The 25648-nt window shown below is 43.7% G+C and carries 29 protein-coding genes; 7 read left to right on the plus strand and 22 right to left on the minus strand.

Translation table 11 applies throughout. The annotated features are described in order from the left end of the window. Positions 1 to 58: 58 nt before the first annotated feature. The 8 genes from M3152_RS09530 to M3152_RS09565 all read right to left on the minus strand — a co-directional run bounded on the left by M3152_RS09530 (position 59) and on the right by M3152_RS09565 (position 6486). Positions 59 to 451, minus strand: a complete 393-nt coding sequence (locus tag M3152_RS09530; RefSeq protein ID WP_251694895.1) for a DUF3397 family protein — start codon at positions 449 to 451, stop codon at positions 59 to 61. A 6-nt stretch (positions 452 to 457) separates the two neighbouring features. Continuing rightward, complete coding sequence (locus M3152_RS09535) at positions 458 to 1348, minus strand: 2-dehydropantoate 2-reductase (RefSeq protein ID WP_251694896.1); 891 nt, start codon at positions 1346 to 1348, stop codon at positions 458 to 460. 65 nt (positions 1349 to 1413) lie between these two features. After that, on the minus strand, positions 1414 to 2955 hold the full coding sequence (locus M3152_RS09540; protein WP_251695305.1) for an acyl-CoA carboxylase subunit beta: 1542 nt from the start codon (positions 2953 to 2955) through the stop codon (positions 1414 to 1416). Positions 2956 to 3025: 70 nt separating this feature from the next. Beyond that, complete coding sequence (locus M3152_RS09545) at positions 3026 to 3241, minus strand: biotin/lipoyl-binding carrier protein (RefSeq protein WP_251694897.1); 216 nt, start codon at positions 3239 to 3241, stop codon at positions 3026 to 3028. After that, entirely contained in the window at positions 3238 to 4599 is a 1362-nt protein-coding gene (locus tag M3152_RS09550; protein WP_251694898.1) for an acetyl-CoA carboxylase biotin carboxylase subunit, read from the minus strand. Before M3152_RS09550 ends, M3152_RS09545 begins: the two co-directional genes overlap by 4 nt. A gap of 154 nt (positions 4600 to 4753) precedes the next feature. Further along, on the minus strand, positions 4754 to 5512 hold the full coding sequence (locus M3152_RS09555) for an enoyl-CoA hydratase/isomerase family protein (RefSeq protein WP_251694899.1): 759 nt from the start codon (positions 5510 to 5512) through the stop codon (positions 4754 to 4756). Positions 5513 to 5758: 246 nt separating this feature from the next. Further along, positions 5759 to 5932 (minus strand): 50S ribosomal protein L32, encoded by a 174-nt coding sequence (gene rpmF, locus M3152_RS09560; protein ID WP_251694900.1) that lies wholly within the window; start codon positions 5930 to 5932, stop codon positions 5759 to 5761. Between the two features lie 23 nt (positions 5933 to 5955). Beyond that, a complete protein-coding gene (locus M3152_RS09565) occupies positions 5956 to 6486 on the minus strand; it encodes a YceD family protein (RefSeq protein WP_251694901.1) in 531 nt (176 codons plus the stop codon). A 127-nt stretch (positions 6487 to 6613) separates the two neighbouring features. Between M3152_RS09565 and M3152_RS09570 the strand changes: the two genes are divergently transcribed. Beyond that, positions 6614 to 7855 carry a nucleotidyltransferase gene (locus M3152_RS09570; RefSeq protein WP_285847011.1) on the plus strand — a complete coding sequence of 414 codons (1242 nt, stop codon included), beginning with the start codon at positions 6614 to 6616 and terminating at the stop codon, positions 7853 to 7855. On the opposite strand, the gene M3152_RS09575 is transcribed toward M3152_RS09570, so the two are convergent. Further along, positions 7828 to 8874: a SepM family pheromone-processing serine protease gene (locus M3152_RS09575; protein ID WP_251694903.1), complete on the minus strand. Its 1047-nt coding sequence runs from the start codon at positions 8872 to 8874 to the stop codon at positions 7828 to 7830. The two genes, M3152_RS09570 and M3152_RS09575, sit on opposite strands and share 28 nt — an antisense overlap. Positions 8875 to 9074: 200 nt before the next feature. Between M3152_RS09575 and M3152_RS09580 the strand changes: the two genes are divergently transcribed. After that, positions 9075 to 10007 (plus strand): hypothetical protein, encoded by a 933-nt coding sequence (locus M3152_RS09580; protein ID WP_251694904.1) that lies wholly within the window; start codon positions 9075 to 9077, stop codon positions 10005 to 10007. A gap of 47 nt (positions 10008 to 10054) precedes the next feature. Here the strand turns inward: M3152_RS09580 and coaD are convergent, their stop codons facing one another. From coaD to M3152_RS09595, 3 genes are read right to left on the minus strand one after another with little or no spacing between them, the layout of a single operon-like run. After that, a complete protein-coding gene (coaD, locus tag M3152_RS09585; protein ID WP_251694905.1) occupies positions 10055 to 10537 on the minus strand; it encodes a pantetheine-phosphate adenylyltransferase in 483 nt (160 codons plus the stop codon). Positions 10538 to 10547: 10 nt separating this feature from the next. Next, entirely contained in the window at positions 10548 to 11093 is a 546-nt protein-coding gene (gene rsmD / locus M3152_RS09590) for a 16S rRNA (guanine(966)-N(2))-methyltransferase RsmD (protein WP_251694906.1), read from the minus strand. After that, positions 11090 to 12508 carry a hypothetical protein gene (locus tag M3152_RS09595; RefSeq protein ID WP_251694907.1) on the minus strand — a complete coding sequence of 473 codons (1419 nt, stop codon included), beginning with the start codon at positions 12506 to 12508 and terminating at the stop codon, positions 11090 to 11092. The genes rsmD and M3152_RS09595 overlap by 4 nt, the downstream gene beginning before the upstream one ends. Before the next feature lie 89 nt (positions 12509 to 12597). Between M3152_RS09595 and M3152_RS09600 the strand changes: the two genes are divergently transcribed. Next, complete coding sequence (locus tag M3152_RS09600) at positions 12598 to 12990, plus strand: DUF7147 family protein (RefSeq protein WP_251694908.1); 393 nt, start codon at positions 12598 to 12600, stop codon at positions 12988 to 12990. 15 nt (positions 12991 to 13005) lie between these two features. Here the strand turns inward: M3152_RS09600 and M3152_RS09605 are convergent, their stop codons facing one another. Next, complete coding sequence (locus M3152_RS09605; protein ID WP_251694909.1) at positions 13006 to 13278, minus strand: YlbG family protein; 273 nt, start codon at positions 13276 to 13278, stop codon at positions 13006 to 13008. A 136-nt stretch (positions 13279 to 13414) separates the two neighbouring features. On the opposite strand from M3152_RS09605, the gene M3152_RS09610 reads away from it, so the two are divergent. After that, entirely contained in the window at positions 13415 to 14320 is a 906-nt protein-coding gene (locus tag M3152_RS09610) for a glycerophosphodiester phosphodiesterase family protein (RefSeq protein ID WP_251694910.1), read from the plus strand. A 61-nt stretch (positions 14321 to 14381) separates the two neighbouring features. Here M3152_RS09610 and M3152_RS09615 read toward each other — a convergent pair whose 3' ends face one another. Beyond that, positions 14382 to 14825 (minus strand): YlbF family regulator, encoded by a 444-nt coding sequence (locus M3152_RS09615; protein ID WP_251694911.1) that lies wholly within the window; start codon positions 14823 to 14825, stop codon positions 14382 to 14384. Positions 14826 to 14897: 72 nt separating this feature from the next. Then, positions 14898 to 16271 (minus strand): Mur ligase family protein, encoded by a 1374-nt coding sequence (locus M3152_RS09620; protein WP_251694912.1) that lies wholly within the window; start codon positions 16269 to 16271, stop codon positions 14898 to 14900. A 151-nt stretch (positions 16272 to 16422) separates the two neighbouring features. Between M3152_RS09620 and M3152_RS09625 the strand changes: the two genes are divergently transcribed. Beyond that, on the plus strand, positions 16423 to 17154 hold the full coding sequence (locus M3152_RS09625) for an aspartate kinase (protein ID WP_285847012.1): 732 nt from the start codon (positions 16423 to 16425) through the stop codon (positions 17152 to 17154). Position 17155: 1 nt separating this feature from the next. Here the strand turns inward: M3152_RS09625 and M3152_RS09630 are convergent, their stop codons facing one another. Beyond that, the gene (locus tag M3152_RS09630; RefSeq protein WP_251694914.1) at positions 17156 to 18241 is read right to left on the minus strand and encodes a CAP domain-containing protein; all 1086 of its coding nucleotides are present in this window, start codon (positions 18239 to 18241) and stop codon (positions 17156 to 17158) included. 275 nt (positions 18242 to 18516) lie between these two features. Between M3152_RS09630 and M3152_RS09635 the strand changes: the two genes are divergently transcribed. Then, a complete protein-coding gene (locus tag M3152_RS09635; protein ID WP_251694915.1) occupies positions 18517 to 18882 on the plus strand; it encodes a YugN family protein in 366 nt (121 codons plus the stop codon). A gap of 111 nt (positions 18883 to 18993) precedes the next feature. After that, positions 18994 to 20052 carry a sporulation integral membrane protein YtvI gene (ytvI, locus tag M3152_RS09640; RefSeq protein ID WP_251694916.1) on the plus strand — a complete coding sequence of 353 codons (1059 nt, stop codon included), beginning with the start codon at positions 18994 to 18996 and terminating at the stop codon, positions 20050 to 20052. Positions 20053 to 20098: 46 nt separating this feature from the next. Here ytvI and M3152_RS09645 read toward each other — a convergent pair whose 3' ends face one another. From M3152_RS09645 to coxB, 6 genes are all read right to left on the minus strand, one after another. Further along, positions 20099 to 20560, minus strand: a complete 462-nt coding sequence (locus M3152_RS09645) for a DUF420 domain-containing protein (RefSeq protein WP_251694917.1) — start codon at positions 20558 to 20560, stop codon at positions 20099 to 20101. A 31-nt stretch (positions 20561 to 20591) separates the two neighbouring features. Further along, positions 20592 to 21506, minus strand: coding sequence for a cytochrome c oxidase assembly factor CtaG (ctaG, locus tag M3152_RS09650; RefSeq protein WP_251695306.1), 915 nt, complete (start codon positions 21504 to 21506; stop codon positions 20592 to 20594). A gap of 175 nt (positions 21507 to 21681) precedes the next feature. Beyond that, on the minus strand, positions 21682 to 22029 hold the full coding sequence (locus M3152_RS09655) for a cytochrome C oxidase subunit IV family protein (RefSeq protein WP_251694918.1): 348 nt from the start codon (positions 22027 to 22029) through the stop codon (positions 21682 to 21684). A 1-nt stretch (position 22030) separates the two neighbouring features. Further along, a complete protein-coding gene (locus M3152_RS09660; protein WP_251694919.1) occupies positions 22031 to 22657 on the minus strand; it encodes a cytochrome (ubi)quinol oxidase subunit III in 627 nt (208 codons plus the stop codon). Then, positions 22657 to 24531 carry a cytochrome c oxidase subunit I gene (locus M3152_RS09665; RefSeq protein ID WP_251694920.1) on the minus strand — a complete coding sequence of 625 codons (1875 nt, stop codon included), beginning with the start codon at positions 24529 to 24531 and terminating at the stop codon, positions 22657 to 22659. Before M3152_RS09665 ends, M3152_RS09660 begins: the two co-directional genes overlap by 1 nt. A gap of 32 nt (positions 24532 to 24563) precedes the next feature. Continuing rightward, complete coding sequence (coxB, locus tag M3152_RS09670) at positions 24564 to 25628, minus strand: cytochrome c oxidase subunit II (protein ID WP_251694921.1); 1065 nt, start codon at positions 25626 to 25628, stop codon at positions 24564 to 24566. Positions 25629 to 25648: the final 20 nt, after the last annotated feature.

A 25648-nucleotide genomic window follows, 5' to 3' on the forward strand; every position in this document is an offset into this window, starting at 1 on the left:
TATCATTCTCATTCATCGGAATGAAAAATATACGCTTGTCACCTGAATGAAATCCCTGTCATTTTACATATTCCAGTATGTTAAAGGTAATACCGATTACAAGAAGAATGATATAGGAAAGTGAGAGCAATAAAAAAAACAATCTCCATGTTTTCTGCATAACACGTCCTATTTTAAACTCTTTCTCCTTCACCCTTTCAACAACAGTAAGGATAATTGCGATGAGAATGGCGATCGAAGTAATATAAAAACCCATACCTTTACCAAAAATGGTCATTGATGTGATATATACTGACAAAAATAAAAAAGGGGTTGTAAAATCCGCAGCTTTCCCAATGACCGCAGCAGGAGCTTTCCCCATCCTCCTCATAAATATCAGGAATACGATTGTAATGACAAATGGAAATACAACAATGATCCCCGTAAGGATCGACAGGAGAACATTCACCATCGCCAATCAACTCCTATCTATCGCAAGCAGTAATTTCTCAAGCGTTGCCAATAGCGGCAAGCGGACGCCGCGGCGTTCACCCATTTGAAGGACAGATGATACCACTGTCTCTATCTCCATAGAATTCCTGTTCTCACGATCTGTCAACATGGAAGATCTGTTGTTCTCTGTTCTCCTACATATTCCTTCAACAGCGGTTTTCGGCAAATCATTTTTCATTTCCGGAAATGCAGCCATAAGTTCATCATATAACTGATCAAAAAGTAGTTTGGCATTAGGATTCCGGACTAATTCACCGTTCCTCACTTGCAAAATCGCTGTCAACGGATTGATCATGCAATTGATCAGCACTTTCCGGAAAATGATATGGTGGGCATCCTTCGTATATGCCACCGGAAATACAGCTGAGCTAACAGCTTGCATGAAATCAAAACTTGTCTCATCGCCCCGATAAGGAGCAATGTTTATCGTACCTACGCCGTTATGGGAAACAGTCCGGTCATCCAATCGGCCTGCGCCATGCTCGACAGTCGCAAAAAACACGTCCGACATTGAAGTTCCACGGATAAACTCGAAATGACCATATCCATTTTGAACGAACATTACCGGATTCATTATATTTCTATCGAGAATCACCTCAACGACTGGCGCTACCCCTTCATACTTCGTCGAGATTATCCAAGAGGCATTCTCCGGCAGTTTCCCGACATCTGTTTGTGCATCCACTTCTAATACTGTTTCTGACCGATCACCATTAATGCGACTGATTCCCTTTTGCCGAATGAGAGTTGCCTGCTCTTCCCTTCTTACAAAAAACACGACCTTCAAACCCGCTTCCGCCAAATAAGAGCCTATTAACAAACCGATAGAACCCGCTCCAGCGATCACAACATCCATGCAAATCCCCCTTTTTAAAAAGGGCGACCTTCGGAAAAGGCGCCCTTATTCTACCTTATATTCGATTATACAGGATACACGGGATGTTTTTTAGGTGGCAACGGAAGTTCTTTTGTCGAATAAAAACGGAATCGGTCGGCAAGCACACTCCGCAAGTCTGAAGGCGCGATGATTTCATCAATTATCAGCTCGGAAGCCATCTTGTAAATATCGATTTCCTCTTTATATTCTTTATGTTTCGCCTGCACAAAAGCAATTTTCTCTTTCGGATCCTCAATCGCTTCGATTTTATTCGAATATACCGCATTGACCGCAGCTTCCGGTCCCATCACTGCAATTTGCGCTGTCGGCAACGCAATACAAACATCTGGTTCAAATGCGGGACCCGCCATTGCATAAAGTCCAGCACCATAAGCTTTCCGGACAACAACGGATATTTTAGGGACCGTAGCCGAGCTCATTGCCATGATCAATTTAGCACCGTGACGGATAATGCCATCTCGTTCTACTTTGGTACCGATCATGAAGCCGGGGACATCCGCTAAAAACAGAAGCGGAATTGAGAATGCATCGCATAAAGTAATGAACTTGGCCGCCTTATCCGCCGAGTCGACGAACAGGACGCCCCCTTTCACTTTCGGTTGGTTTGCAATGATTCCAACAGGTTGACCCTCAATACGCGCAAGTCCGGTAATAAGTTCCGGAGCGAATAGTTTCTTAATATCAAAGAAACTGTCCTCATCGATCAACGCATTGATTGCTTCGTACATATCGAACGGCGCATTTTGGTTCTCGGGGATGATTTCTTCGAGTGATCTTCCCGTCCTGGCCGCGACTGCATCTATGACGGAAGGTTTCTCGGTGAAATTAGCCGGGAAAAAGCCTAGATAGCGACGTGCTTCACTGATTGCTTGCTCTTCGCTTTCAACAAGGACATCACCGCATCCACTGACGGAACAATGCATTCTCGCTCCGCCCATCTCCTCCAACGTCACTTTCTCGCCGATCACTTTTTCCGCCATCCGCGGGGATCCCAAATACATGGAAGCATTCCCCTCCACCATGATGACAATATCGCAAAATGCAGGGATGTACGCCCCCCCAGCCGCCGAAGGCCCGAACAATAGACAGATTTGAGGGATGAAGCCTGATAGCCTCACTTGGTTATGGAAGATCCTTCCCGCACCCCTACGATTCGGGAACATTTCAAGTTGATCCGTAATACGAGCCCCTGCAGAATCGACAAGATACAACATCGGCACTCTATTCTTTTCGGCAATCTCTTGGATGCGGATAATCTTCTCAACCGTTCTTGATCCCCATGAGCCGGCTTTCACTGTTGAATCATTCGCCATGACACAAACAGTTTGCCCATTCACTTGCCCCATGGCGGTAACGACGCCGTCCGCTGGCAAATCGTCAGCTTCACAGTTTGCGAAGCGGCCATCCTCCATATACTTACCTTCGTCGAAAAGGAGCTTGAGTCGATCACGCACGAACAGCTTATTCTGCTCCATCAATTTTTCGTGATATTTCGGATGACCTCCCGACAACACCTTCTCAAGTCTTTCATTCAGTTTTTCATTATAACCCGTCTGCTCTGTCATGTTCGTCATTGTTCTTCCCCTCCCGATCACATTCACCCTTCAGGCTGCCGATTTGTAGAACCAGCTGTCCTTATTCCCCGATAACCGCAAGTACATCTTCTTCATTCACGAAATCGCCGACTTGGACATTGATCGATGTCACTTTGCCTCCAATTTCTGTTTCTACTGGAATCTCCATTTTCATCGATTCAAGGACGATGATCACTTGGCCCGCCTGTACTTCATCACCTTCAGCAACGTTCACTGTAAATACTGTACCTGCCATTGCAGCTTTTACTTGTGTCATTTTTCCACTTCCTCCTTTTTGGTTTTCAACCATTCCGCTAAAACGTTTGTAGTATAATCGCCATGGTCGAATTCTTTTGATCCTATGAACTTCTGAAAGAGTGGAATATTTGTTTTAACTCCTTCAATCGTAAAGGAAGTGAAGAATTCTTCCGCTTTGTTTATTGCTTCTTGTCGACCTTCTGCATGGACGATCACTTTAGCAATCATCGGATCATAGAACGGCGTAACGCTTCCGCCCTCCTCGTAACCTGAATCGATGCGCACATTGGCTGAATCATTCCAGTCCATTTTGCGGATTATTCCTGGCGAGGGCATGAATGTTGCGGGATCTTCCGCATAAATACGGAATTCAATCGCATGGCCTGAACTTTTGATCTGTTGCTGATCCTTGACCGGCAATTCATTGCCGCTTGCCACTTCGATCTGCCATTCAACAAGGTCATAGCCGGTCACTTCTTCAGTAACTGGATGTTCCACTTGTAATCGGGTATTCATTTCAAGAAAATAAAAATCATCGTTTTCGGATAAAATAAATTCCACAGTTCCCGCGTTCCGATAGTTGACGGCTTTCCCTGCAGCAACAGCAGCTTCATACAGCCTCTCTGCCACTTCTTCTGACAATGATGGGGAAGGAGATTCTTCGATCACCTTCTGGTTGCGTCTTTGTACGGAACAATTCCGTTCAAACAGATGGACGATGTTCCCTTTATCATCACCGAATATCTGTACTTCGATATGACGAGCATTCTCGACGAACTTTTCGAGAAAAACAACATCATCTCCGAAATAGGATTTTGCACGGGTTTTGACGGATTGAAAATGTTGACTGAGCGCTTGCTCACTTTCACAACGCACCATTCCAATACCGCCACCGCCGGCACTCGCTTTCAACATGATTGGATAGCCGATCATATTTGCCGCATGTATCGCATCCTCCAAAGAGGCGACCCCTTCGTCGGTTCCCGGAACAACCGGTACACTAGCGGCTTTCATCTTCATTCGTGAAGCGATTTTATCACCCATCAATTCAATCGTTTCAGCGTCGGGGCCGATGAATGTCAAGCCTGCATCGCTTACTTTGCGGGCGAATGCAGCGTTTTCGGACATTAGCCCATAGCCTGGATGAATGGCATCCGCTCCCACCTTCAATGCGATTTCGATAATGTCATCCGCTTTCAAATAGGACTGGAGTACAGGACCAGGTCCGATAACATAGGCTTCGTCTGCGTATTTCACAAACGGCATATGTTCATCGGCTTCCGAATGCACAGCTACAGTCTTGATGCCGAGCCGCTTGCATGTCTTCATGATCCTCAATGCGATTTCCCCACGATTCGCAATAAGTATCTTATTCATATAGGCATCCCCCTTAGTTGCATTGTTTTAATTTCTCCCCATTACTAGTTTATACGATGAATGAAACCGTTTTCAACTATTTATCTGAATTCCTATCATTATCTGACCTTAAATGCCCGATATATTTGATTCCGGCTTCATTGCACTAGCTAAATCATTTTTTCTTCAGGAAGTTTGCGACGGCTTCGTGATGTGCATCGCTTTCCCATAGTTGAGCGCATTGGGCGGCTTCTTCGAGCATGCGTTCCTTGATTCCGGATTGATTCCAGTTTGCAATCGCTATCTTCTTATATGCTCTGTGTACGGATGGATGTATATTTTTCATATTGTAAATGAAATTGTCTAAACCATCTTGTGGATTTCCATCATAAACTTCCGTTGCCCATCCGATTGTTTGCAACTGTTGTGCTGTATGTACTTTCGCTTCAGACAATAATTTCAGCGTGGCAGCATGATTGTTCATTTTAGCAAACAGTTGCGACGCGCCGCCCCAACCGCTTGTAATAGCTAGCGTCCCTTGGATGAATCCTGCCTTTGCGCTTGCGGAGACGAGTCTGTAATCGCATGCAGTCGCAATTTCACAACCTCCGCCAACAGCTGCTCCGTTGACGATTGCTATAACGGGAACCGGCAATGTCGACAGTCTATATAATAATCCTGCCATCCTGCTCAGCATCGGATAAGCTTCGTCTGCCGTGCGGAAACCGTGGAATTCCGACAGGTCGCCGCCTGAACAGAATGCTCGGTCGCCTTCTCCTGTTATGACTGCGTACGCTATGCTGTTATCAGTTTCTACTTTTGTTAAAAAGGTTTCGAGACCGTCCATGACTACACCGTTAATTGCATTTCTCATTTCCGGACGATTGATAATGAACATGGCGATTCCATCAGTGATTTCAATTTTATAGGACATGCAAATCCCTCCTTAGGTAGTTGGATGAAAGATATCGATCACTTCCTGACGGATATCGGTCATTTTCCGAGAGGTTTCGATCAAGTTAATCGAGTTATCGATCATTTCAGAGTAGTTATCGGTCACTTCTCAAAAGTTATCGTCCTTTCGGGACCTTTGACGCATCTGATTACGGCCACCCTCCATTTTATAATATAAAAAAACCACCGGAGCCATGGCCTCACGGTGGTCTTTAAGCAGAGAATATTATTCCCCTACTACTTCTTTACCTTTGTAATGACCGCAAGATTTACAAATGCGGTGCGCAAGTTTCATATCGCCGCAATTGTCACAAGTTGTCATGCCTGGAACTTGTAGCTTAATATGCGTACGACGAAGTCTTTTAGATGTTTTTGAAGTTCTTCTTTTTGGTACTGCCATTTGAGGCACCTCCTTAGTATCGTCTATTCCTTGTCCGTGTTGAAAAAATCAGCTAAGCCCGCCAAACGCGGATCAACTTTCTTCTTCTCTTCACGGAGCCGCTCTTCATGTTCTTCATTGGTCGTGTAAGACCACCCTTTACCCTCAGCGCTTTTCATCTCATCAGCATTTTCGCTGAAAATCTGCAAAGGCACTTCCAGAAGTATCAACTCTTCAAAGATGGGGGTCGGATCGATAATTTCCCCGATTACCGGGTGTATATTATCATCCGTGGCAAGTGTGGCTTCGTCCCAACTGAACTGCTCGTCTGTTTCCACCGAAAATGGAAATTCGACATCTTCCCATGTTCGTGAACAGGGTAATGTCATTACACCTTCGAGGTGGAAATGGCAAGTCAGTTTTTTTGAACCGATTATACAGCTTCCCGTTACGTGGACAGGCTTAATATCCCGGATTTCCGGATTCCGTTTTTTGACGGAGTCAAGGTTGACCGCTTCGTCAAGCGGCAATGCTCCTTGTCTGTATTTCTGTAGTTGATGAATTGACCATTTCACGTCTATATCACCTCAAGACAACACTGTTGATTATATAATGGATAAAAAGGGATGTCAAGATATTTTCTTGTCACCTAAATCTCAACAACGTATAATTCAATTAGATTATATCGAAGGGGTGGACAAATTGAAAGCTACAGGCATCGTCGTTGAATATAATCCTTTGCATAATGGACATGTCTACCATGTAAAGGAGGCCAAATCAGAAACTGGCGCCGATGTCATCATCGCAGTTATGAGCGGTAATTTCCTGCAAAGGGGCGAACCGGCTTTTGTCGATAAATGGACGCGGTCGAAGATGGCGTTGGCTTCCGGCGTGGACATTGTATTCGAGCTTCCTTACCGATTTGCAACAGGAAACGCGCAAGCTTTTGCTCAAGGGGCCATCGAGTTGCTCGACGCGGCAGGATGCAGCGCTTTTTGTTTCGGAAGTGAAGACGGTACTATAGAGTCTTTTCAAAATAGCTTACAGTTGATTGAACGCTATACGGATGAATATGAAACAGCAGTAAAAGCTGCCGTTGCGGAAGGCGTAAGCTATCCAATGGCGTTGAATCAAGCGTACAAAACAATTCTAGCGGGACAATCTTCTATTCCGGTTGCCGACTTGACTATGCCGAATAATATTTTAGGGTTCCATTACATGGAAGCCGCGAAGTCGATCGGTTCATCAATGAAAGCCGTGACAATCAAACGGATGGGAGCCGGCTACCATGATGACTCATTGGATAGTCAAAAAATCGCAAGTGCGACAGGCATCCGGAAATCGTTCTTCGGCTCGGAAAGGCTAGATGAAGTTTCCAATTTCATTCCGCCTGTGACAAAACAATTGTTGCAAGAATGGCAATCGGAAAGAGCAGTATTCGGCAACTGGGAGAGCTTTTACCCATTCCTTCGTTTCATGATTTTACGGGATGGACCTGACCGGTTACGTACAATTGCAGATGTTTCGGAAGGAATTGAAAATCTCATCTTCCGTGCGGCGCAATCACAGGATTCCTTTCAATCATTCATGGATACAGTGAAATCAAAGCGCTATACTTGGACCAGGATACAACGGATGCTAACACATATACTGACCGGCTTCACGAAAATTAGGCAGGCTGAAATGGAAAAGCCTACTTATTTGCGATTACTCGGGATGACCAATGAAGGACGTACCTACTTAAACGGCCGGAAAAAGGAATTATCTTTGCCCCTTATAAGCAAAGTCGCATCATTTTCCGATCCTTCATTGGCTATGGACATCACCGCATCCGATATTTATGCTTTAGCTCTAGGAAAAGGGACGAGTGCCTCCAAAATCGGCTTGGATTATCAAACATCGCCGATTATGGAAGATCACTTCTCTTTTAAGTCCTTCAAATAATCCAAGGCGTCATCTATCGTTGTTACAGGTACGATTTTCATTTTCGTACCTGTTTTTTCTGCTGTTTTTACGGCTTCCTCATAGTTGGTCATAATGCCTGGATTCTTCTGCCGAACTTCATCCGGCAAATAATCGTTTGGGGCGAAAAAGATCTCCACTCCTTCACGATCAGCTGCCATGATTTTGAAATCTGCTCCGCCTATCCGGCCGACTGTTCCATCAGATAACATCTCACCGGTACCAGCGATGTTGTATCCTTTCGTTATGTCCTCGTCAAGCAGCTGATTCATAATTTCCAAAGTGAACATAAGCCCCGCAGACGGTCCGCCGATATCGGCTGTGTGGATATCCACTTTAGGATCAGTTGACAGCTCACGGTCCTCCTGGAATTCGATACCTAGACCGATACGACCTTCGGATTTGGGTATCGGGCGTAAAATGATTTCAACATCTATGAGCTTCTCATCCCGTTCTATGGTGACCATCACTTTATCGCCTTTGCTTTTTCCGGAAATCGACGATGCAAACTGTCCGGCCTCATTCAACTGCCTACCATCAACGAAGCGAATTTTATCTCCAGTTTGAAGCTTGCCATCAGCCGCTCCGCCTTTCAGGACAGATACGACGAAGACACCATCATACGTAATATCGACTGGTATATTGGCTTTGCTGAATGCGATCGTAATTGCGTTGAATTGGGAATCTGACATGAGTTTTTTCTGACGTATGTTATATTCCTTGTCATTCTCCCCTTCCCTTCTCACTTTGTTGATAGGCAATACCTTCATCCGGTCGGAAAATTTAGAGGCAACGTAGGAAAATGGTGTTGCTTTCCCTATCGAAATTGTCATTAGGCTGAATGTGCCCACATCATCCTTGTCACCGCCCTCGACTTCTACAATTGGCTCCAAATCATAAGCTCCACCCGGTTTCGATATGTATGCATCGAGAGGATAAATGAATAAAAACAATAGAAAAAGCAATGCGACGGCATACAATCCAACCCTTTTCATCTTCATACCCACACACCTCCATTAATAGCCTGTACAGATGGGACATATATATAACAAGAAAAGCTGAGGGCGCTTCCCCAAACCCGAGTAGCTAGCATCCAAAGCTAGACATGAATAGCTGGCTGGTTACTAGTGTACCATCGAAAATATCCAGTATAAAGAAAAAAACGACAACGTTTTGCATCTAACATCGCTGAAGGAGGCACATGAATGAAGTACGTCTCAGATACACAGCAACAAATAAAGTTATGATCAGCATCGTGGTCATTTGGGGATTAATTATCCTCTTCATCTTGCAGCCCGGCACCGCACATGACGGTGCCGAAGCCGGTGCACAATTATTTGTTCACGCTTTGCTGCCTTATTTGCTTCCCTATATCATTTTGACGCAGTGGCTTTTGAAAGTACCTGTGGAAAATCCATCAAAGAACAATTGGAAACGATATATGAAGGCGTACGTCCTCGGTTCATTCGGAGGATTTCCAGTCGGAGCGGTCACTGTAACGGAAATGGTTAAAATCGGGGAGTTGAGCAGACGCGAAAGCGGCTACTTGCTAGCTGCCTGTCATGCGCCTGGTCCCATGTTCATACTCGGCTTTGTAGGGACTGAGCTATTTGGAGATACTACATCGGGATGGAAACTTTTGGCCGCTATTCATATTGCAAATATCCTTTTTTTATTATTTACGCTCGTAGCCATGAAGAAGGGGCAGCAGGAATTGGATTCTTCACAACTTCCAGTGCCCAAAAAACGTGTAAGCTCTCCTTTTTTGGAGTCAATAAAGGAAAGCTCCACAGTCATCATACTCGTCGCCACTACCGTAATCTTTTTTTCCGCCCTTGGAAATGTATTGACGTCTGCCATATCGAAGGCCTTCACTATTGATTTGGGATTCACAAAAACATTCCTGCTGGCCATATTTGAGATGACTTCAGGTGTCCAATCGGCGACCGACCATTTTTTCACGAGTCCAGTATTCCCTTTTTTAATCGCCGCAATCATTTCACTGAACGGCTTAAGCATCCATATGCAAGTATTTGTCATTGCGAAAACCGCCGATATCCCCCTTATTCCATATTTCCTTAGCAGAATATGGAGTGTCATCACTGTTCCAATCATTTTATATTTCTTATTATAAAAAATGGTTATGACAAAAATTCATGTCATAACCATTCCATTACCTTATTAACCTATGTACTTTTCACGCAATGCCTTTTCCACAACTGAAGGGACGAGGGCAGATATATCTCCTCCATACCGAGCAACCTCTTTAACGATGCTCGAACTGAGAAATGAATATTGATTTTTCGTCATGACGAAAAATGTCTCAATGCTTTCATCTAACATTCTATTCATAGATGTGATCTGCATTTCATATTCGAAATCGGATATCGCCCGCAAACCACGAACGATGACGGAAGCCCCTGCCTCACGGGCATAATCGATAAGAAGACCTGAAGATGACTCAATGATGACATTCGGGAATTTCGATGTGACGACACTGATTAGCTCCATCCTCTCTTCCACTGTGAATAAAGGATTTTTGGATGAATTATTCATGACAGCCACTCTCACTTCAGGAAACACTTTGGCTGCACGTTCGATAATATCCAGATGACCATTCGTAATCGGATCGAAGCTGCCAGGCACAACTGCTATTTTTGTCATTGTTGCTCCCTCATTTCATATAGATGGAAATTGCGCTGTTTCCATAGATCGGATTTTTCGTCTTTTGAAACTCCTGATAGGCATCCGGAAGTGTCAATTGCTTATCATGTTCACAAATAATAATTGCCCCATCGGATAACATGCCGGCTTCCGCCATCAGATCCGCCAAATCATAGAATTTTATTTCGGCATACGGTGGGTCAATAAACAGCAAATCAATTTGAATATCGGCCGGCAATGCCCGAATAGCGTTTCTTGCATCATTTCTACTAATATGTACTTGGTCTGTGAATCTGCATTTTTCCACGTTATCACGGATGATGGAGCAGGCCTTTGGATTTTTTTCGAAAATGTAAGCTTGGTCTGCTCCTCTTGACAATGATTCGATCGATAGGGAACCACTTCCACCAAATAGCTCCACAGCGATTCCTCCGTCAAAATAAGGACCGATTATATTGAAAAGGGATTCTTTCACCTTATCAGAAGTCGGTCTCGTCAAATTGCCAGGCAATGATTTTAATGGTGTCCCTTTTCTGGATCCGGATACGACCCTCATTTCGATTCCCCTCCTGTCATAGACTTGACGATGATTGTCTCTTCGTTTTTTTGTATAGATAATTGGAACAGACGCCTTAACGCATCTTCCTCAAAATAATACTCAGTATCGATGAGGACAAACGGCTTCTCACGTAATTCATATCTTTTACCATTCAATACATAGAAAGGATCACGTAGTGAAAATCTGAAATTCTCGGTTTCACTTTCGATATAGATTGAATTTTCATTTGTCGATAGTGAATAGCCGAACCTTGTCAGAACCTTGTTTGCTGGATACAGTGTTTGCTTTTCCATAAGTACGGCCTGAATATCTTCTTGGGCTTCACCATTCATCGTAATCATCCGTGTATCCTCCAAAATGAACGGATAGTCTCCTATCGTGTTCTTTTGGACGAAAGAGGTTTTCCATCCGCAAACTTCGCCGATCAATTTATCCAACTCAACTGCATCCAATCGCTCACCTTGCTTCTCTGCCAAGCGGGACTTCAATCGATCATACTGATCTGCTGACAATGAACGCTTCAATACTTCAAATGCCTTTTTGGCCTCTTTTGTACCAGACGGCGAATCTATGGTTATCGAAGCGGCTAATCCGGCTACAAGTTGTTCCTTATCGGAAATGGCGAACTGCGAACGTACACCCCTGTCTAAAACCAAGTCGGATAGTTCCGTCTGCTCTAGCTGTGTAATTAAAAACCTTGACGTTTGAAGGGGTTTTCCTTTCGAATCCAACAAGATGACAATATGTCCGGCATTCAATTTCACTAAAGCGCTATTTAGTTGATCCGCTATAGCAGCATCAATCGAGTCGCCGAAAATAGAGAGCCGTCCTCCCTTATATGTTTGGGGCAATTCCTTTTCTTGCCAATAGAGGTCTGCTACCTTGCCTTTTCCCTTGAACAATGAATAATCGACCATATCCATTTTTTTAGATCCGATCAATTCCAGTCCGCTGACCCACATTCCACCGATTCCGCTTTCATCGGTGACATGTAGAATAGTAGAATCCGACCTCGCATTTCGTAAAGAGGCGAATGGTTCTCTGAAAAGCTTTCTACTGACCATTTTTTCGGTCTTTGGGATTTCGTAGGAGATGGATTGCCGGCTCTCCTTCCCTTCCAATATCGCAGTTGCATTTTCATTGATTCTCATACATGAAGTTTCAATTTCTAAATAACAGGAAGCGTTCCGGCTTTCCATCGGCAAAAGGATTTCATGACGTCCTCCGTCCAAGTTATGAAAATGATGCCTGACGAAAAGAGCGTCCGTCCTGTTGATCACTTCGATTTCCTGGATGTACCGGGATTGCGTAGCCGGTGTCCCGCTTGCATCTGCCAATCGACTATAATGCATATAGAGTAAAACTGAATTTAGAACGACTAATAGACCGACTATGCGGAGTATGATCTTCAAATGCTGCACCTCAATCGCCAGGGATGTTTAAAGCGAGTAAAAAATGATAAGATGAACTATATTCAGATTGATGAAAGGTAGTGTCGTTCATGTTACAACAGTATTTTATTGAATTAGGTGAAGGGTATGGAGACGTCTACGAACTGATGGAACTAATCGAGACGAATCAACACCGGCTTCTAAGAACCTTCATTTTTTCTTCAAAAACCAATGGCGGACAAGCGATTTCCCTGGCAGCCGCATTCCGCCCAGCCCGGAACAGTAATTTCATGCCGGTTTACATATGCAGGGAAGGTATTTCTCAAATAGGTGAATCCAAATCAAAGAGAAGGCTACTCTTCGAGGAAACTTCCTTGCAACAAGGACAGGAACCGATCTTCATCGGACTGAAGCATTCCTCTGAATTTGCCGACACCAAATTGTTCTATCAGTATATAACAGGAATACTGCGTCTTAATCATCTTGTCCCGCCTTTACAATAAGCGAATACATTGTGATTAAAGACCAATTTTATAATCGTATTCCTTCGCCTTGTCTGGTTTCACATTTTCATATTCCGTTTTAACGAATGGACGATAGGATGGCAACACCCTTTTAACGGACGGAAGGCGCTCAAGTTTACGGATTGTATCATCAACGTCCACTTGATCACAATATATGACAATGTATTTCATTTTTCTGGAAATGTAATGGACATGGCCATACTTGCGTAACGATTTGGCCTGTTTCAAATGATGGAGATATACAATTATCCCTTGTCGATCAATCATGGTTTTCCCCTCTTTTCCTACCCCATACAATACCATAGTAGAGAAATGGGCTGCAACCGAACATTGCTGACATCTTCCGTTTTTTCCATTATAATGAGGAAAGTATACGAATACGTAAGTAGAGGAGGATACGAAAATGGGAAGAAAAACGAAAATGGCTCTCACAGTGGGAGCAGCCGGAGTAGCCGCTTGGGCTGCATCCAAAGTAGTTGCCAAGCCCCAACCACGCCCTCGGAAGGAAGCACTCGAATTCGAGGACCCTGTCGTCCTTTCGCATCGCGGTGGAATGTCAAGCACTCCTGAGCACACGATGGCAGCGTTTTCAAATTCAGCAGAGCTCGGAGTCCATGGATTCGCCGTCGACATCCGATTGACAAAAGACGAAGAAATCGTACTCTTCCATGATGAAACTGCAGATCGGACTACTGATTTTTCCGGCAGGATTTCCGATTATACAATAGACGAATTGAAAAAAGCCGATGCAGGCTATATGTTCGAAGATGACAATGGCCATTTTCCTTTTCGTGGCAAAGGCGAGAAAATCATTAGTTTACGTGAATTACTGACTGCCTACCCTCATATGCTGATTGCTATTAATCTTAAGGACTCGCCGGATACATACGAAGGCAGTCTAATGCCATCCAAGCTGTGGCGCCTTTTAGAGGAAATGGAATCAGAGGAGCGCGTTATTGTCATGAGCGCATTTGACGAGCAAACGGACCGCTTCAATCTATATGCGCAAAATAGAGTGGCCATCGGAGCGGGTAATGACGAAGTGAAAAAGGCGTATGCATCCTTTTCGAGCAAATTCGGACATTTATATAACCCACGAGCCGACTTATTCTGCATTACTGAAAAAATGGGTCCATTTCCAATGAACTCGGAAAACTTCATCAATTTTCTATCCAATTTGAATGTTGCAGTTTACTATACTCATATTAATGACAAGGATACATTTGAAAAGCTTTTAATTTCCGGAGCTGCGGGCTTCATCACGGACAAGCCGGCACTTGCAATGGAAGTCATCCAACAAAATTCATAATAAAAACGGTTGCCTGTTCAATGACAGACAACCGTTTTTTATTTTACTGGTACATAACTGCCTAAGCCGAGCAGGAACAGCTTCCGCCCGTACCACACCCGCCCCCGCAAGATGTATCCACAAAAAAACTATCCCCGGCGGGCACTTTGATGGAATCGGATACTGCTCCTGCAATGATTGCACTGACTTCATTCAACAGTCTTTGCACATCATTCTCCGCAAGACGCAAAGCCGCGACTTGCTCATTCATATCCAATTCCCTTTTTTGTATACGTATATCTTTCATGACTGTCTTATAGTCAGGATGGTATCTGCCGAAACGCTGCACTTCTTCGTAACGCTCCTTCATATTGGTAAAATCATAGATCGCTTTTGCCAACGTTTTGTCGGAATAAACGGCATGATTCGCTCTTCTGTATTCTTCAACGATTTCAGAAGAAAGCAACATGTCGGAGAGTGTTTCTGATTGCTCAATGATTGACATCCATTCATCCGTCATCATCATAGTGCTTTCCCTCCATTCCAACTAATCATACCAAATTAAGCGTCCCATGTGCATGCATTCCGACCTGTTTTACTAATTCTTCTTACGTAATGCCTCTTCCGCTACTTCATAATCTGAAAATGTGAGAAGTTCCTGCCCGATTTGCTGCGTTCTCTCATGCCCTTTCCCGGCGATCAAAACGATATCTCCGGCTTTGGCATATCGTATCGCTTTTTCGATTGCCGTTCTCCGATCCATCTCGACAATGACTTTTTCCTTTTCACAATTAATTCCAGCCAGAATCTCCTCTATTATTGAAGACGGTTCTTCATTCCTCGGATTATCTGTTGTAATAATAACTTTCGTTGAATAAGTTGTTGCTACTTTTCCCATTTGCGGCCGCTTTCCTCGGTCACGATTGCCTCCGCAGCCAAAAACGGTGATCAATTCGCCTGTAGACTCTTCGGTGAGAGAAGCCAATACCGTTTGAAGAGCATCTGGTGTGTGAGCATAATCGATATAGACATTCACTTCCCTTTCCCGCAAGCATTGCAAACGTCCTTCCGGCAATATGAGCTTATCACAAAGAGGCAATGTCACAGAAGGATCCCACTCTAGTATTTCCATGACAGTAACAGCGGCAAGGGCATTTAATCGATTATGCTTACCCGGTAAACAGGTTGGATACAAGTCGAAAGGAATCATCCTGCCCGCAACCATCAACTCATTGAAAAAATGGACCGGCCTATTTGCGTTTTCGACTAGCCTTATACATTGCCGATCATCGCCATTGACAACTAGATTCCTTGCCATCGTCGCAAGCCGCTTTTTTGCAGCTAAATAGGCTTCCTTGCTACCATGCTCTTCATAATGATCAACCCCGATGTTAAGGAAAACCCCGATATCAATCTTGCAGTGATCCAATCTGGATGTTGATAGCCCTAGGGAAGAAGCTTCCATCACTATATATTTCATGCCTGCTTCCAAGCATTTCTTCAACAGCGGATGAAGGAATTCCGCTTGCAATGTTGTCATTTCAGGAACATCAAAAATAACTTTCCTGCCATTCATGAAAATTCCCGTCGTTCCGATGACTGCCGCTTGCTCACCGAGCATCGTTAATAATTGGCCGATGAAATGCGTAACCGTCGTCTTGCCATTGGTCCCTGTCACCGCAATGATTTTCAGTGATTCGGACGGATTCCCGGCAAGCTTGGCACTGGCATGCGAAATGAACTTCCGCCCATCAGGCACTGTGATTAGCGTGATTTCCTGAATATCATCGAAAGCCGTGTTTTGATTGCGATCAAAGACGATTGCGACAGCACCGCGTTCAATCGCTTCTTGGACATGCAAAACCCCATCATCTCGAGCACCTTTCCTTGCGACGAAAATGAATCCTTCCCTCACATTTCCTGACCTCTCCGTAATGCCGCTAACCGGCACACCAACACTTCCCGAAACCATACAGGGCCAATCTTTCAGAATCTCAGATAGTAACAGAAGCCCCCTCCCCTTCCCGAACAATTTTCATGAATAGCGAATATATTGAGAGCGAACCATACTTTATCGTATGAAGGAAATGCAACGAACGACACGAAGAAAGTTGGGAGCTAGAATGATAGTTCAAAAATTTGGCGGAGTGGCCATGAAAGACAAACAAACACGAAAAAATTGCATCGGCCACATAAAATCCGGATTAGAAAACCATCAAAATGTCGTAGTGGTCGTTTCAGCAATTGGAAGAGGAGATGAACCATACTCCACAGATCGGTTATTACGCCTGACCGACGCATTCAACTATTCAAAAGCCGCAAGTGATCTTGCAGCTTCATGCGGAGAGCTCATCGCATCAGCAATTCTTTCAGCCGAATTGGAAGAAGCGGGCATCCCGAACAGAATCCTACATGGAATTCAAGCAGGCATTTGGACATCCGGTGATTTTGGGGATGGAACAATAAGTGATATCGATCCTACAATGATCGTTGACAGCTTACGGGAATCCGGTTGTGTCATCATCCCGGGTTTTCAAGGAATCAATGAATTTGGCCAGGTGATGACAATTGGCAGAGGGGGCAGCGATTTGACCGCCATTGCGTTAGGCGGTGCATTGCGTGCATCACATGTAGAATTTTTTAAAGATGTTCCCGGTGTCATGACAAGTGATCCGCGATTCGGGAAAAACGCCAAAAAATTAGATAGTATGAGCATCCATCAATTGTTACCGCTATTAGAAACAGATCGTCCAGTCATTCAAAAACGCGCGGCCATTTACGCAATGAAAAAAGCGATACCTCTTTATGTAAGAGGCATCGCTACCGATGAAAATGGGACTTGGATCTTACCGTGATTTACTTTTCCATACGACTCGGTTTCATGTTTTCTTTCTTGTCGGATTTCACGAGAACTTGCGTGTAGTATTTTCCGTACGCCCCAGTGCCGATATCAGTTGCCTCCGGATCCAACAATACACTACGGTGCGCGGGAGAATTCAGCCAACCATGGACAGCTTCGATAGCATCCACGTAATTGGCAGCGATATTCTCCCCGGCTTTTTTATGTTCAATTTCAAAACTTTTCAAACGCTCCGACAAGTTTCCCGCAGAAGGTGACTCATGAGAAAAGTAATTTTCAATTGCCATATCCTTGCTATGGTTTTGGGCAAGTAATGATAGCCAGTAATCATTATTCAACAAACCTACTCCATGACGCTCCCGATAACTATTCGTCAATTCGAATATTTGCCTTTCCATCGAACGGTCAACTTCCATTTGAACAGTCGATGATGGTCTGTTGGCTGTAACTAGTTCTCCCATGAATTCCATGTCATACGGCTGATGGATGACGAGTGTCTTCGGATCAATGAATCGGACGCCTTCAATAATCTCGTCTTCGGAATCTACATATACTTGCGCATACAAGTTCTCATATTTAAGCAGGATCCTATCCTTCAAGTCCTGACTATTCAATGTGAACGTATAAATATTTTCATTCAGTACCACATTAACTTCAGACTCAATAATTGAAAAGCGGAATACTTCATTAATATTCTGCCCAACCACGATTGGCGATAGATCTGAACCAGTATCTGCACTGAAAACCTGGTTGACAATACCCTCACCAACTCCCGCCATCATTCGAACATCGCTCGAATAGATCCACCAATCATAACCGTAGGCAGAAGGTTCAATCCTATCGGGTTCCCCCATTGCGTTCACTAACTTTTCCGAAGGTTTTCCGACAAATATGGACAACCCCGATTCGGGTCTCTTTGGACCAGCAGTCATTTCTACAATTTCCTTGTTGGGAGCCGGTATTGCAGTCCCATGTTTAACCGGAGACTCAAGAGGTTCATTTTCCTGGACCCTGCTTCCCATCAAATAAAACAGTGCGAGAAGGATAACTAGTAATAATGCAATCTTCCAAAATACCTTCAACTCTTCTCGCCACCCTCCAAAATAAATGAAATTCAAAAACTATCAATTCCTGAGTAATAGTATTAATTTGAGTATAAGTCAACTACAGCGGATTTCAAGTGCAAAAGGAATTCAACACTCCGGATTCAGCTTTCTTTTACCTAGATGAACAACTGCCAATGGGTTTAGGATGAAGCTTTTATGACACAATGTTGTCATTGCAACTAACTGTGATTTGTTCTATGATAAATAAGTATAGGCATTCGACTGGATGATCATGAAGGAGGACTTGAACGATGTATATTGAAAATACAGGTATTGAAGGCATTGTTGCCGAATTGTCACTACTAGACGAAATCATGCTGAAACACGATCTTGTACGTGCTGGACAATGGGACTATGAGCGTGTGACATATGATAAGAAATACGTGATCAAGGAAGGCACTTACTACTTGCGCGTATTCGGATTCACTCCCGACGGAGACGTTGACACTCGAGATGCCATCATGCATCTGAAAAAACCTGTTATCGGCAAGCACTATTACCCACATGGTGTAGAATATGGCGAGGGCGAGCATTTCCCCGCAGGACTTGTGAAAGATTGTGAAACAACTCTAAAAGCCGTCCTGGAAGATTTGAAACCATATATTATAACAAAATAAGCGATAATTATTAAAAGTCGGGGAACTAATTGTTCTGCGGCTTTTTTTACCTATTCATTCCTCAGAATTTTGGTTATAATGAGAGCAATGAACTATTTGGAGGAATGACCGTTGTCCCGTTGGCTTACAAAAAGAACTTTCATGTTAGTTACTTTACTGATCATTAGCATATTGCTTTTTATTTTTATTCTCCCTATTTCCATACCAATTATTTTAGCTCTTTTGACGGCTCTCCTCTTCGAGCCACTAGTAAAGCTTACCGAAACAAAGTTTAAATGGAAACGCAAAGTATCTGTCATATCCGTCTTCATTTTCATATTAGCGATTCTTGCAATCAGTATCTATTATACGGTCACTTCATTGATAGGTAGACTGATTCAATTCACGAAAGCTGCACCCGATTATTTAAACAAGCTTTCAGGAGTGTGGATTGATTTTCAAAGTAAATTACTTGTGTATACATCGGGACTACCTGATGATGTCGTTAAATCAGCACAAGACGGGTTCAATGATATTTTGGAATCCTTCCGCAAGTCGTTATTGGAACTATTCAATTCTGATAAGATCGTTGCACTTGCGTCTGAAATTCCGAATTTCTTAGTGAGTTTAATCGTTTATATGATTGCACTATTCCTTTTTATGCTAGAATTGCCTGATTTAAAAAAGATGGTGTTCAAACATTTCACAGATGAAACAGCAAAAAAAGTCCGCTATATGACAGTTAAATTGAACTCGGTCATTTTCGGCTTTATGAAAGCTCAATTGCTCGTCAGCTTTATCATCCTTGCTGTAGCATTCATAGGACTGCTGATTATTGCACCGAAATATGCATTGGTCATGGCCATCGTCATTTGGATCATTGATGTCATCCCGATTTTAGGTTCAATTATCATACTCGCTCCTTGGTCATTATATCAATTCGTCAGCGGAGATATCGGTATGGGAACAAAATTGGCCGTTTTGGCTGCGATTCTTCTGATCATCCGAAGAACTGTTGAGCCAAAGGTGATGGGCAACCAGATAGGCTTATCCCCCCTACCGACGCTGATCGGCATGTTTATCGGGCTGAAACTTTTCGGGGTACTCGGTTTCTTTATCGGTCCGATGATTGTCATTCTATTCAACACAGCACGCGAAGCAGGAATCATCAAGCTGAATTTCAAATTATGAACGTAAAAACCGGCTAGGATAAATTTCCTTCGCCGGTTTTTATGTCTTAAATTCCTAATATGGCTTTGATCATCGATGTGGTTTCTCCGCCTTCGTAGAAGACATATAGTAATAAATAGACGGCTACGCCTGTAATTGCTGTAAAGAACCATACGATGCCAGTAATTGGACCGATCTTGCGATGTTTGTCCAACTTATCTTTCAAACCCCAATTAATAGTCATTATGCCCATCACAGCTCCGGTCGTAGAGAGTGCGATATGAAAAATAAGAAAGGCTGTATAATACACCTTGATATTTTCCGGTCCGCCGAATGCCGTGTTGCCGACGAAAATCGTCCTGGACGCATAGATGATAAAAAACAGGACTGCCGCAACAGCGGCTGCTATCATCGTTTTCTTATGTACGTCGATTTTTCGTAACAGAATCAGTTTCCATCCTATTGCAACAAGGATAGCCGATAGCACAATGAAAAAGGTACTCAAAGTCGGTAAAAAAGGAACATTCATCAGATAATACCCCTTTAGTAATCGAATAAGGTCAGCCGTGCATCGTCATGCTTTGTCTTTCCAATAGATCCTTCTTTGTAATCTCATCTGCGTTCAACTGTTCTTCACGGTACCATTTAATGAATATTTTACCGATAACAACAACGTAGATAATTTCCTGGATGACTTTCATAATAATGCCGCCCAATTGTTGGTCATACAATGTCGGCATATTTGTAAATAACTCAGGTCCTGAAATGGATAGACCTGCAAGTGTACCAGCAGGCACACAAAGAGCCATCGCTTGCAGCCAAGCTTCCCCGCTGCTGTACGTATTGTAGACGGGTACATCTACAAAAATGATCAACGAACAGGCTGGCGTAATGAGAATAGCGCTCAATATGACATAACCGATCTTCTTTAATCCATGAAGCTGCGGATGATCTTCCAACGTGTTCAGAAGCGGCCACCAAAGGAATATTGCCGATATGAATAAAGTAATCGAGAAAATGGCGTGTAAAAATACATCCAATTTAATAAAATCCAACACCATCGGATAGTGATTTAACGAGAACATGACCGTGAACACCATCAGACTGATCACCGGTTTCGTGAAGAGCCTTACGATTTTATCGATAATGTTAATGCTAAGGACTTTTTTCCAAATGAAGTGCGGTATGCCGATGATTAAAAACGGAGCTACCACCAATAATAGAAGCGCCATTTGCGTCATATGGACAGAGAACAGTATATGACCTAGAAGATCGACTGGCGAGCCCTTCAAGATATACAGCAAAATCATCGAAGCGAGAAAATAGCTGATTTCCCTTTTGGTGACGGGTTCGCTCCCCTCAAACCAATGTCTCCACTTTTTGGTCAACAGAAAATATACTACAATTAGTAATACGATCGATAAGAAAAAATAAGGACTCCATAATGCGCGAAATCCGAATATGCTTAAAGGCATCATTGCCATCGCTCCTTTAAATGTGTCTAATCCTATTATAAAACGAACATTGCCCGAACACAATGAACGAACTTTGACATTCCCCCATTTTTGGAGGGAATGTGGCGAATGGCTACAAAACCAACCCTATATATAAAAGAGCCTGTGGAATGAATCCACAGGCTCTTTTTAGTAATTACCACCAAACGATTGTAACGAATGTCAAAGGGATAAGGAAGCCTAAAAGAGCTCCTGTGTACATGAACATTTGAGGAATGCCATGTCCTTTTTCACTCATATGCATGAAGTAATACAGTTGCAAACCGACTTGGACTGCTGCAAACAGCATGACCATCGGAATGATTAAGTACTTCGAGAACCCTGCAACGCCAGCTTCATAAGCAACAACCATGGAGAATGATACAAGTGTCAGGAAGATCATAAGCGAAAACATCATAACCTGATCTCGCATGGCTTTTTTAGAACGACGCTGTGCGAGCTGTTGCTCTGCAGGTGTGCGTTTGTAAACTTGAACGTCTGCCATCTTAACCTATCACTCCCATCAAGTAGACTACAGTGAAGATGAATACCCAAACGACGTCGATGAAGTGCCAGTACAATGAGAACGTATAGTACTTCGTTGCGTTGTAAAGATTCAGACCGCGTTTCGCATTACGGAAAATCAACAATGTAATCCACACAAGGCCAACAGCCACGTGGAAACCGTGCGTTCCGACTAGCGTATAGAAAGCGGAACTGAAAGCACTGTTGTTGTATGTGAAGCCAAGCTTAACATAGTGCGTGAACTCATATACTTCAAGCATGAGGAACCCAAGTCCTAAAAATGCAGTAATAGCAAGCCATAGCTGCATTTTCTTGAAATTGTAGTTACGCAGATGGTACATGGCGAACACACTCGTCAATGATGATGTCAATAATAGCATCGTCATGACAAAAACAAGTGGTAATTCATATAGCTCTTGAGTCGAGAAACCAAAACCGCTTGGCCCGGAGTTCTTCAAGGCAATATATGTTGCGAACAACGTAGCGAAGAGGATTGTCTCTCCTCCAAGGAACAACCAGAAGCCGACAAATTTGTTTTTCGCTTCAAGTGTTGCTCTTTCCGGATGGTCGGGCCAAGTTTCTGGAGTGAATTTTTTATTCAAATCCATTATTTTTGACCCCCTTTGCGTTTTAGATCACGGAGAATTTCATCTTTTTTAACATAGTAGCCCGTGTCATCTTGCAACGAACGTGCCGCCATTGCAACAAACGTCCATAGTAGACCGAATATAAGGACAGGTAGCCCCCATGCTTCTTCAGTACGGTACATTGCTCCGAATCCGGCGATGAAAAGACCCAAGGACATAAGAAGCGGGATGATCGAACCGTTAGGCATATGAATGTCTTTAATTGGTTCAGCAGGTGTAAGACCTGTTTCGTTTCCTTCCATCTTCTCAATCCATACAGTATCCAGACCACGGACAAGCGGAGTTGCTGGGAAGTTATAATAGATCGGCGGAGATTCGATTGCCCATTCAAGCGTACGGCCGTCTCCCCAAGGATCGTTTGCAACTTTAACATTCTTAACTGATGTGATGATGACGTTGTATACAAGTACGATGATACCAATCGCCATTAAGAAAGCACCAATCGTACTGATAAAGTTCGCTGAGTTCCATCCTTGACCGTCCATAAATGTCCAAACACGGCGTGGCATTCCCCAGAAACCGAGCCAGTGCTGGATAAGGAATGTCGCATGGAAACCAATGAAGAAGAACCAGAATGTTACTTTACCAAGTGTTTCATTAAGCATTGTACCGAACATTTTTGGCCACCAATAATGTGTTGCAGCCAATATTCCAAGAACAACCCCACCTACGATTACGTAGTGGAAGTGAGCTACGATGAAATAGGTATCGTGCAATTGATAGTCAAGCGGAGCCGCACCTTGCATGACACCCGTTACCCCACCCATTACGAATGAAGGGATGAAACCGAGCGCGTATAGCATAGGTGTCGTAATCCTGATGCTTCCGCCCCACATTGTCAATAGCCAGTTAAAGATTTTAACCCCTGTCGGAACAGCGATTGCCATCGTTGCTACAGCAAAGATTGCGTTCGCAGTCGGTCCAAGACCAACTGTAAACATATGGTGGGCCCAAACCATGAATCCAAGGAATCCGATCAACACAGTCGCGAAGACCATTGATGGGTATCCGAAGAGTCGCTTCCGTGAGAATGTCGAGAAGATCTCAGAGAAAATACCGAAAGCAGGCAAAATAAGAATGTAAACTTCAGGGTGACCAAAAATCCAGAAAATATGCTCCCAGATGATTGTGTTACCACCCATTGTATGATCGAAGAAGTTCCCACCGAACATGCGGTCAAATGTCAGGAAGAATAGACCGACAGTCAATGGAGGGAATGCGAATAGGATCATTGCAGACGCCACGAATGTTGTCCATGTGAACAACGGCATACGCATGTAAGTCATTCCTGGCGCACGCATATTAATAATCGTGACTAGGAAGTTAATACCGGCCATTAGCGTACCGCCTCCGGCAATTTGCAGACCGATTGCATAGAAATCAACACCATGGCCTTCTGATGCAATGGACAGAGATGCATATGATGTCCATCCCGCATCAGGAACTTGCTGGAAGAACCAAGATAGATTCAGGAATAGCCCTCCGAAGAAGAACATCCAGAAACCTAAGGAGTTGATGAACGGGAACGCTACGTCACGTGCCCCGATCTGCAGGGGTACTATCGCGTTCATAAATCCGAATAAAATAGGCATGGCCGCTAGGAAAATCATCGTCGTTCCGTGCATCGTGATCAAATCATTGAACAGTCCCGCACTGACGAAATCGTTGTTCGGCTTATGAAGCTGCCAACGAATCAACATCGCTTCAATACCGCCGACTACGAAGAAGAATCCACCACCAAGGAAGTAAAGGATTCCGATCTTCTTATGGTCGACTGTAGTCAGCCAGTCCCATAGCGTTGCGCCAAAACCCTTTTTTTGAGCAACTGAACTCACTTTGTTTACCTCCTCTTCAAAATCACAAAAGATTATTTTTCAACAGATAATCCCATTAAGTATTCTGCCAAGTCATCCAATTCCGAATCGGAAAGCTGACCGTCGAACCCTGGCATCTTATTGCCCGGTTTATGTTTCTGTGGATATTTGATCCAATCAATAAGATCTTCTTTTGTATGATCCATGAAACCAGCTACTCGGTTACGATCGCCAAATGTTGCCAAGTTCGGTCCAACTGCTCCCGTCTCACCAACACCGGAAGTCGCATGACATCCAATACAGCTTTGTTGGAATATTTCTTCACCGGCTGGATTGGCAACAACTTGATTTTCACCTGTCGCTTGCATAGCTGTTACCCATTGATCAAATTCTGCACGAGGCATTGTTTTCACTTTGAAATCCATCAGAGCATGGGAAGGACCGCATAGCTCAGCACATTTTCCATAGAATACGCCGTCTTTCAAATTCTTGGAGTCTTTTTCGAACACCAGATAGAATTTGTTGACGTTTTCTACGTTCGTATCAAGTTTCCCACCGACTGCCGGAATCCAGAAGGAGTGTTTCACATCTGCAGCAATCAAGTTGAAGTAAACTTTTTCATCCATCGGGACTACGAGCTCCTGTGCAGTTACGATACCAAGGTCAGGGTATTCAAACTCCCACCAGTAAAGTTTTGCCGTTACATCAACGACTAGGTTTTCAGCATTTCCATCCTCATCTACAGCGCCCATCGCCGCAACGTCCCCAAGTTTATACGTGTAGTACACTGTCGGGACAGCTAGTAGCAAGACCAATAGAATCGGGATGATCGTCCATACAAGCTCAAGCTTATGACTGCCTTCAACTTGTTCAGGAATATGGTCTTCACCTAATTTAGAACGTCTGAAACGCACTATCGCAATTAAGTAAATTACTACAACAACGAGAATGACGAACAACATGATTGCTGACGACAATAATAGCAAGTTGAACTGGTCTTGACCGACTTGTCCAGCAGGCAGTAGAGTTGAAAGTTCCTCTTGACCACATCCTGCAAGGAAAACTGTCAGTACAGCCAAGAGAGAAAAGAGACGCCACTTTTTGAGTCCTTTCATCATCGCTAACTAATACCTCTCTT

Origin of the sequence: Sporosarcina luteola (assembly GCF_023715245.1) — a bacterium.
Taxonomy (GTDB): Bacteria; Bacillota; Bacilli; order Bacillales_A; family Planococcaceae; genus Sporosarcina; species Sporosarcina luteola_C.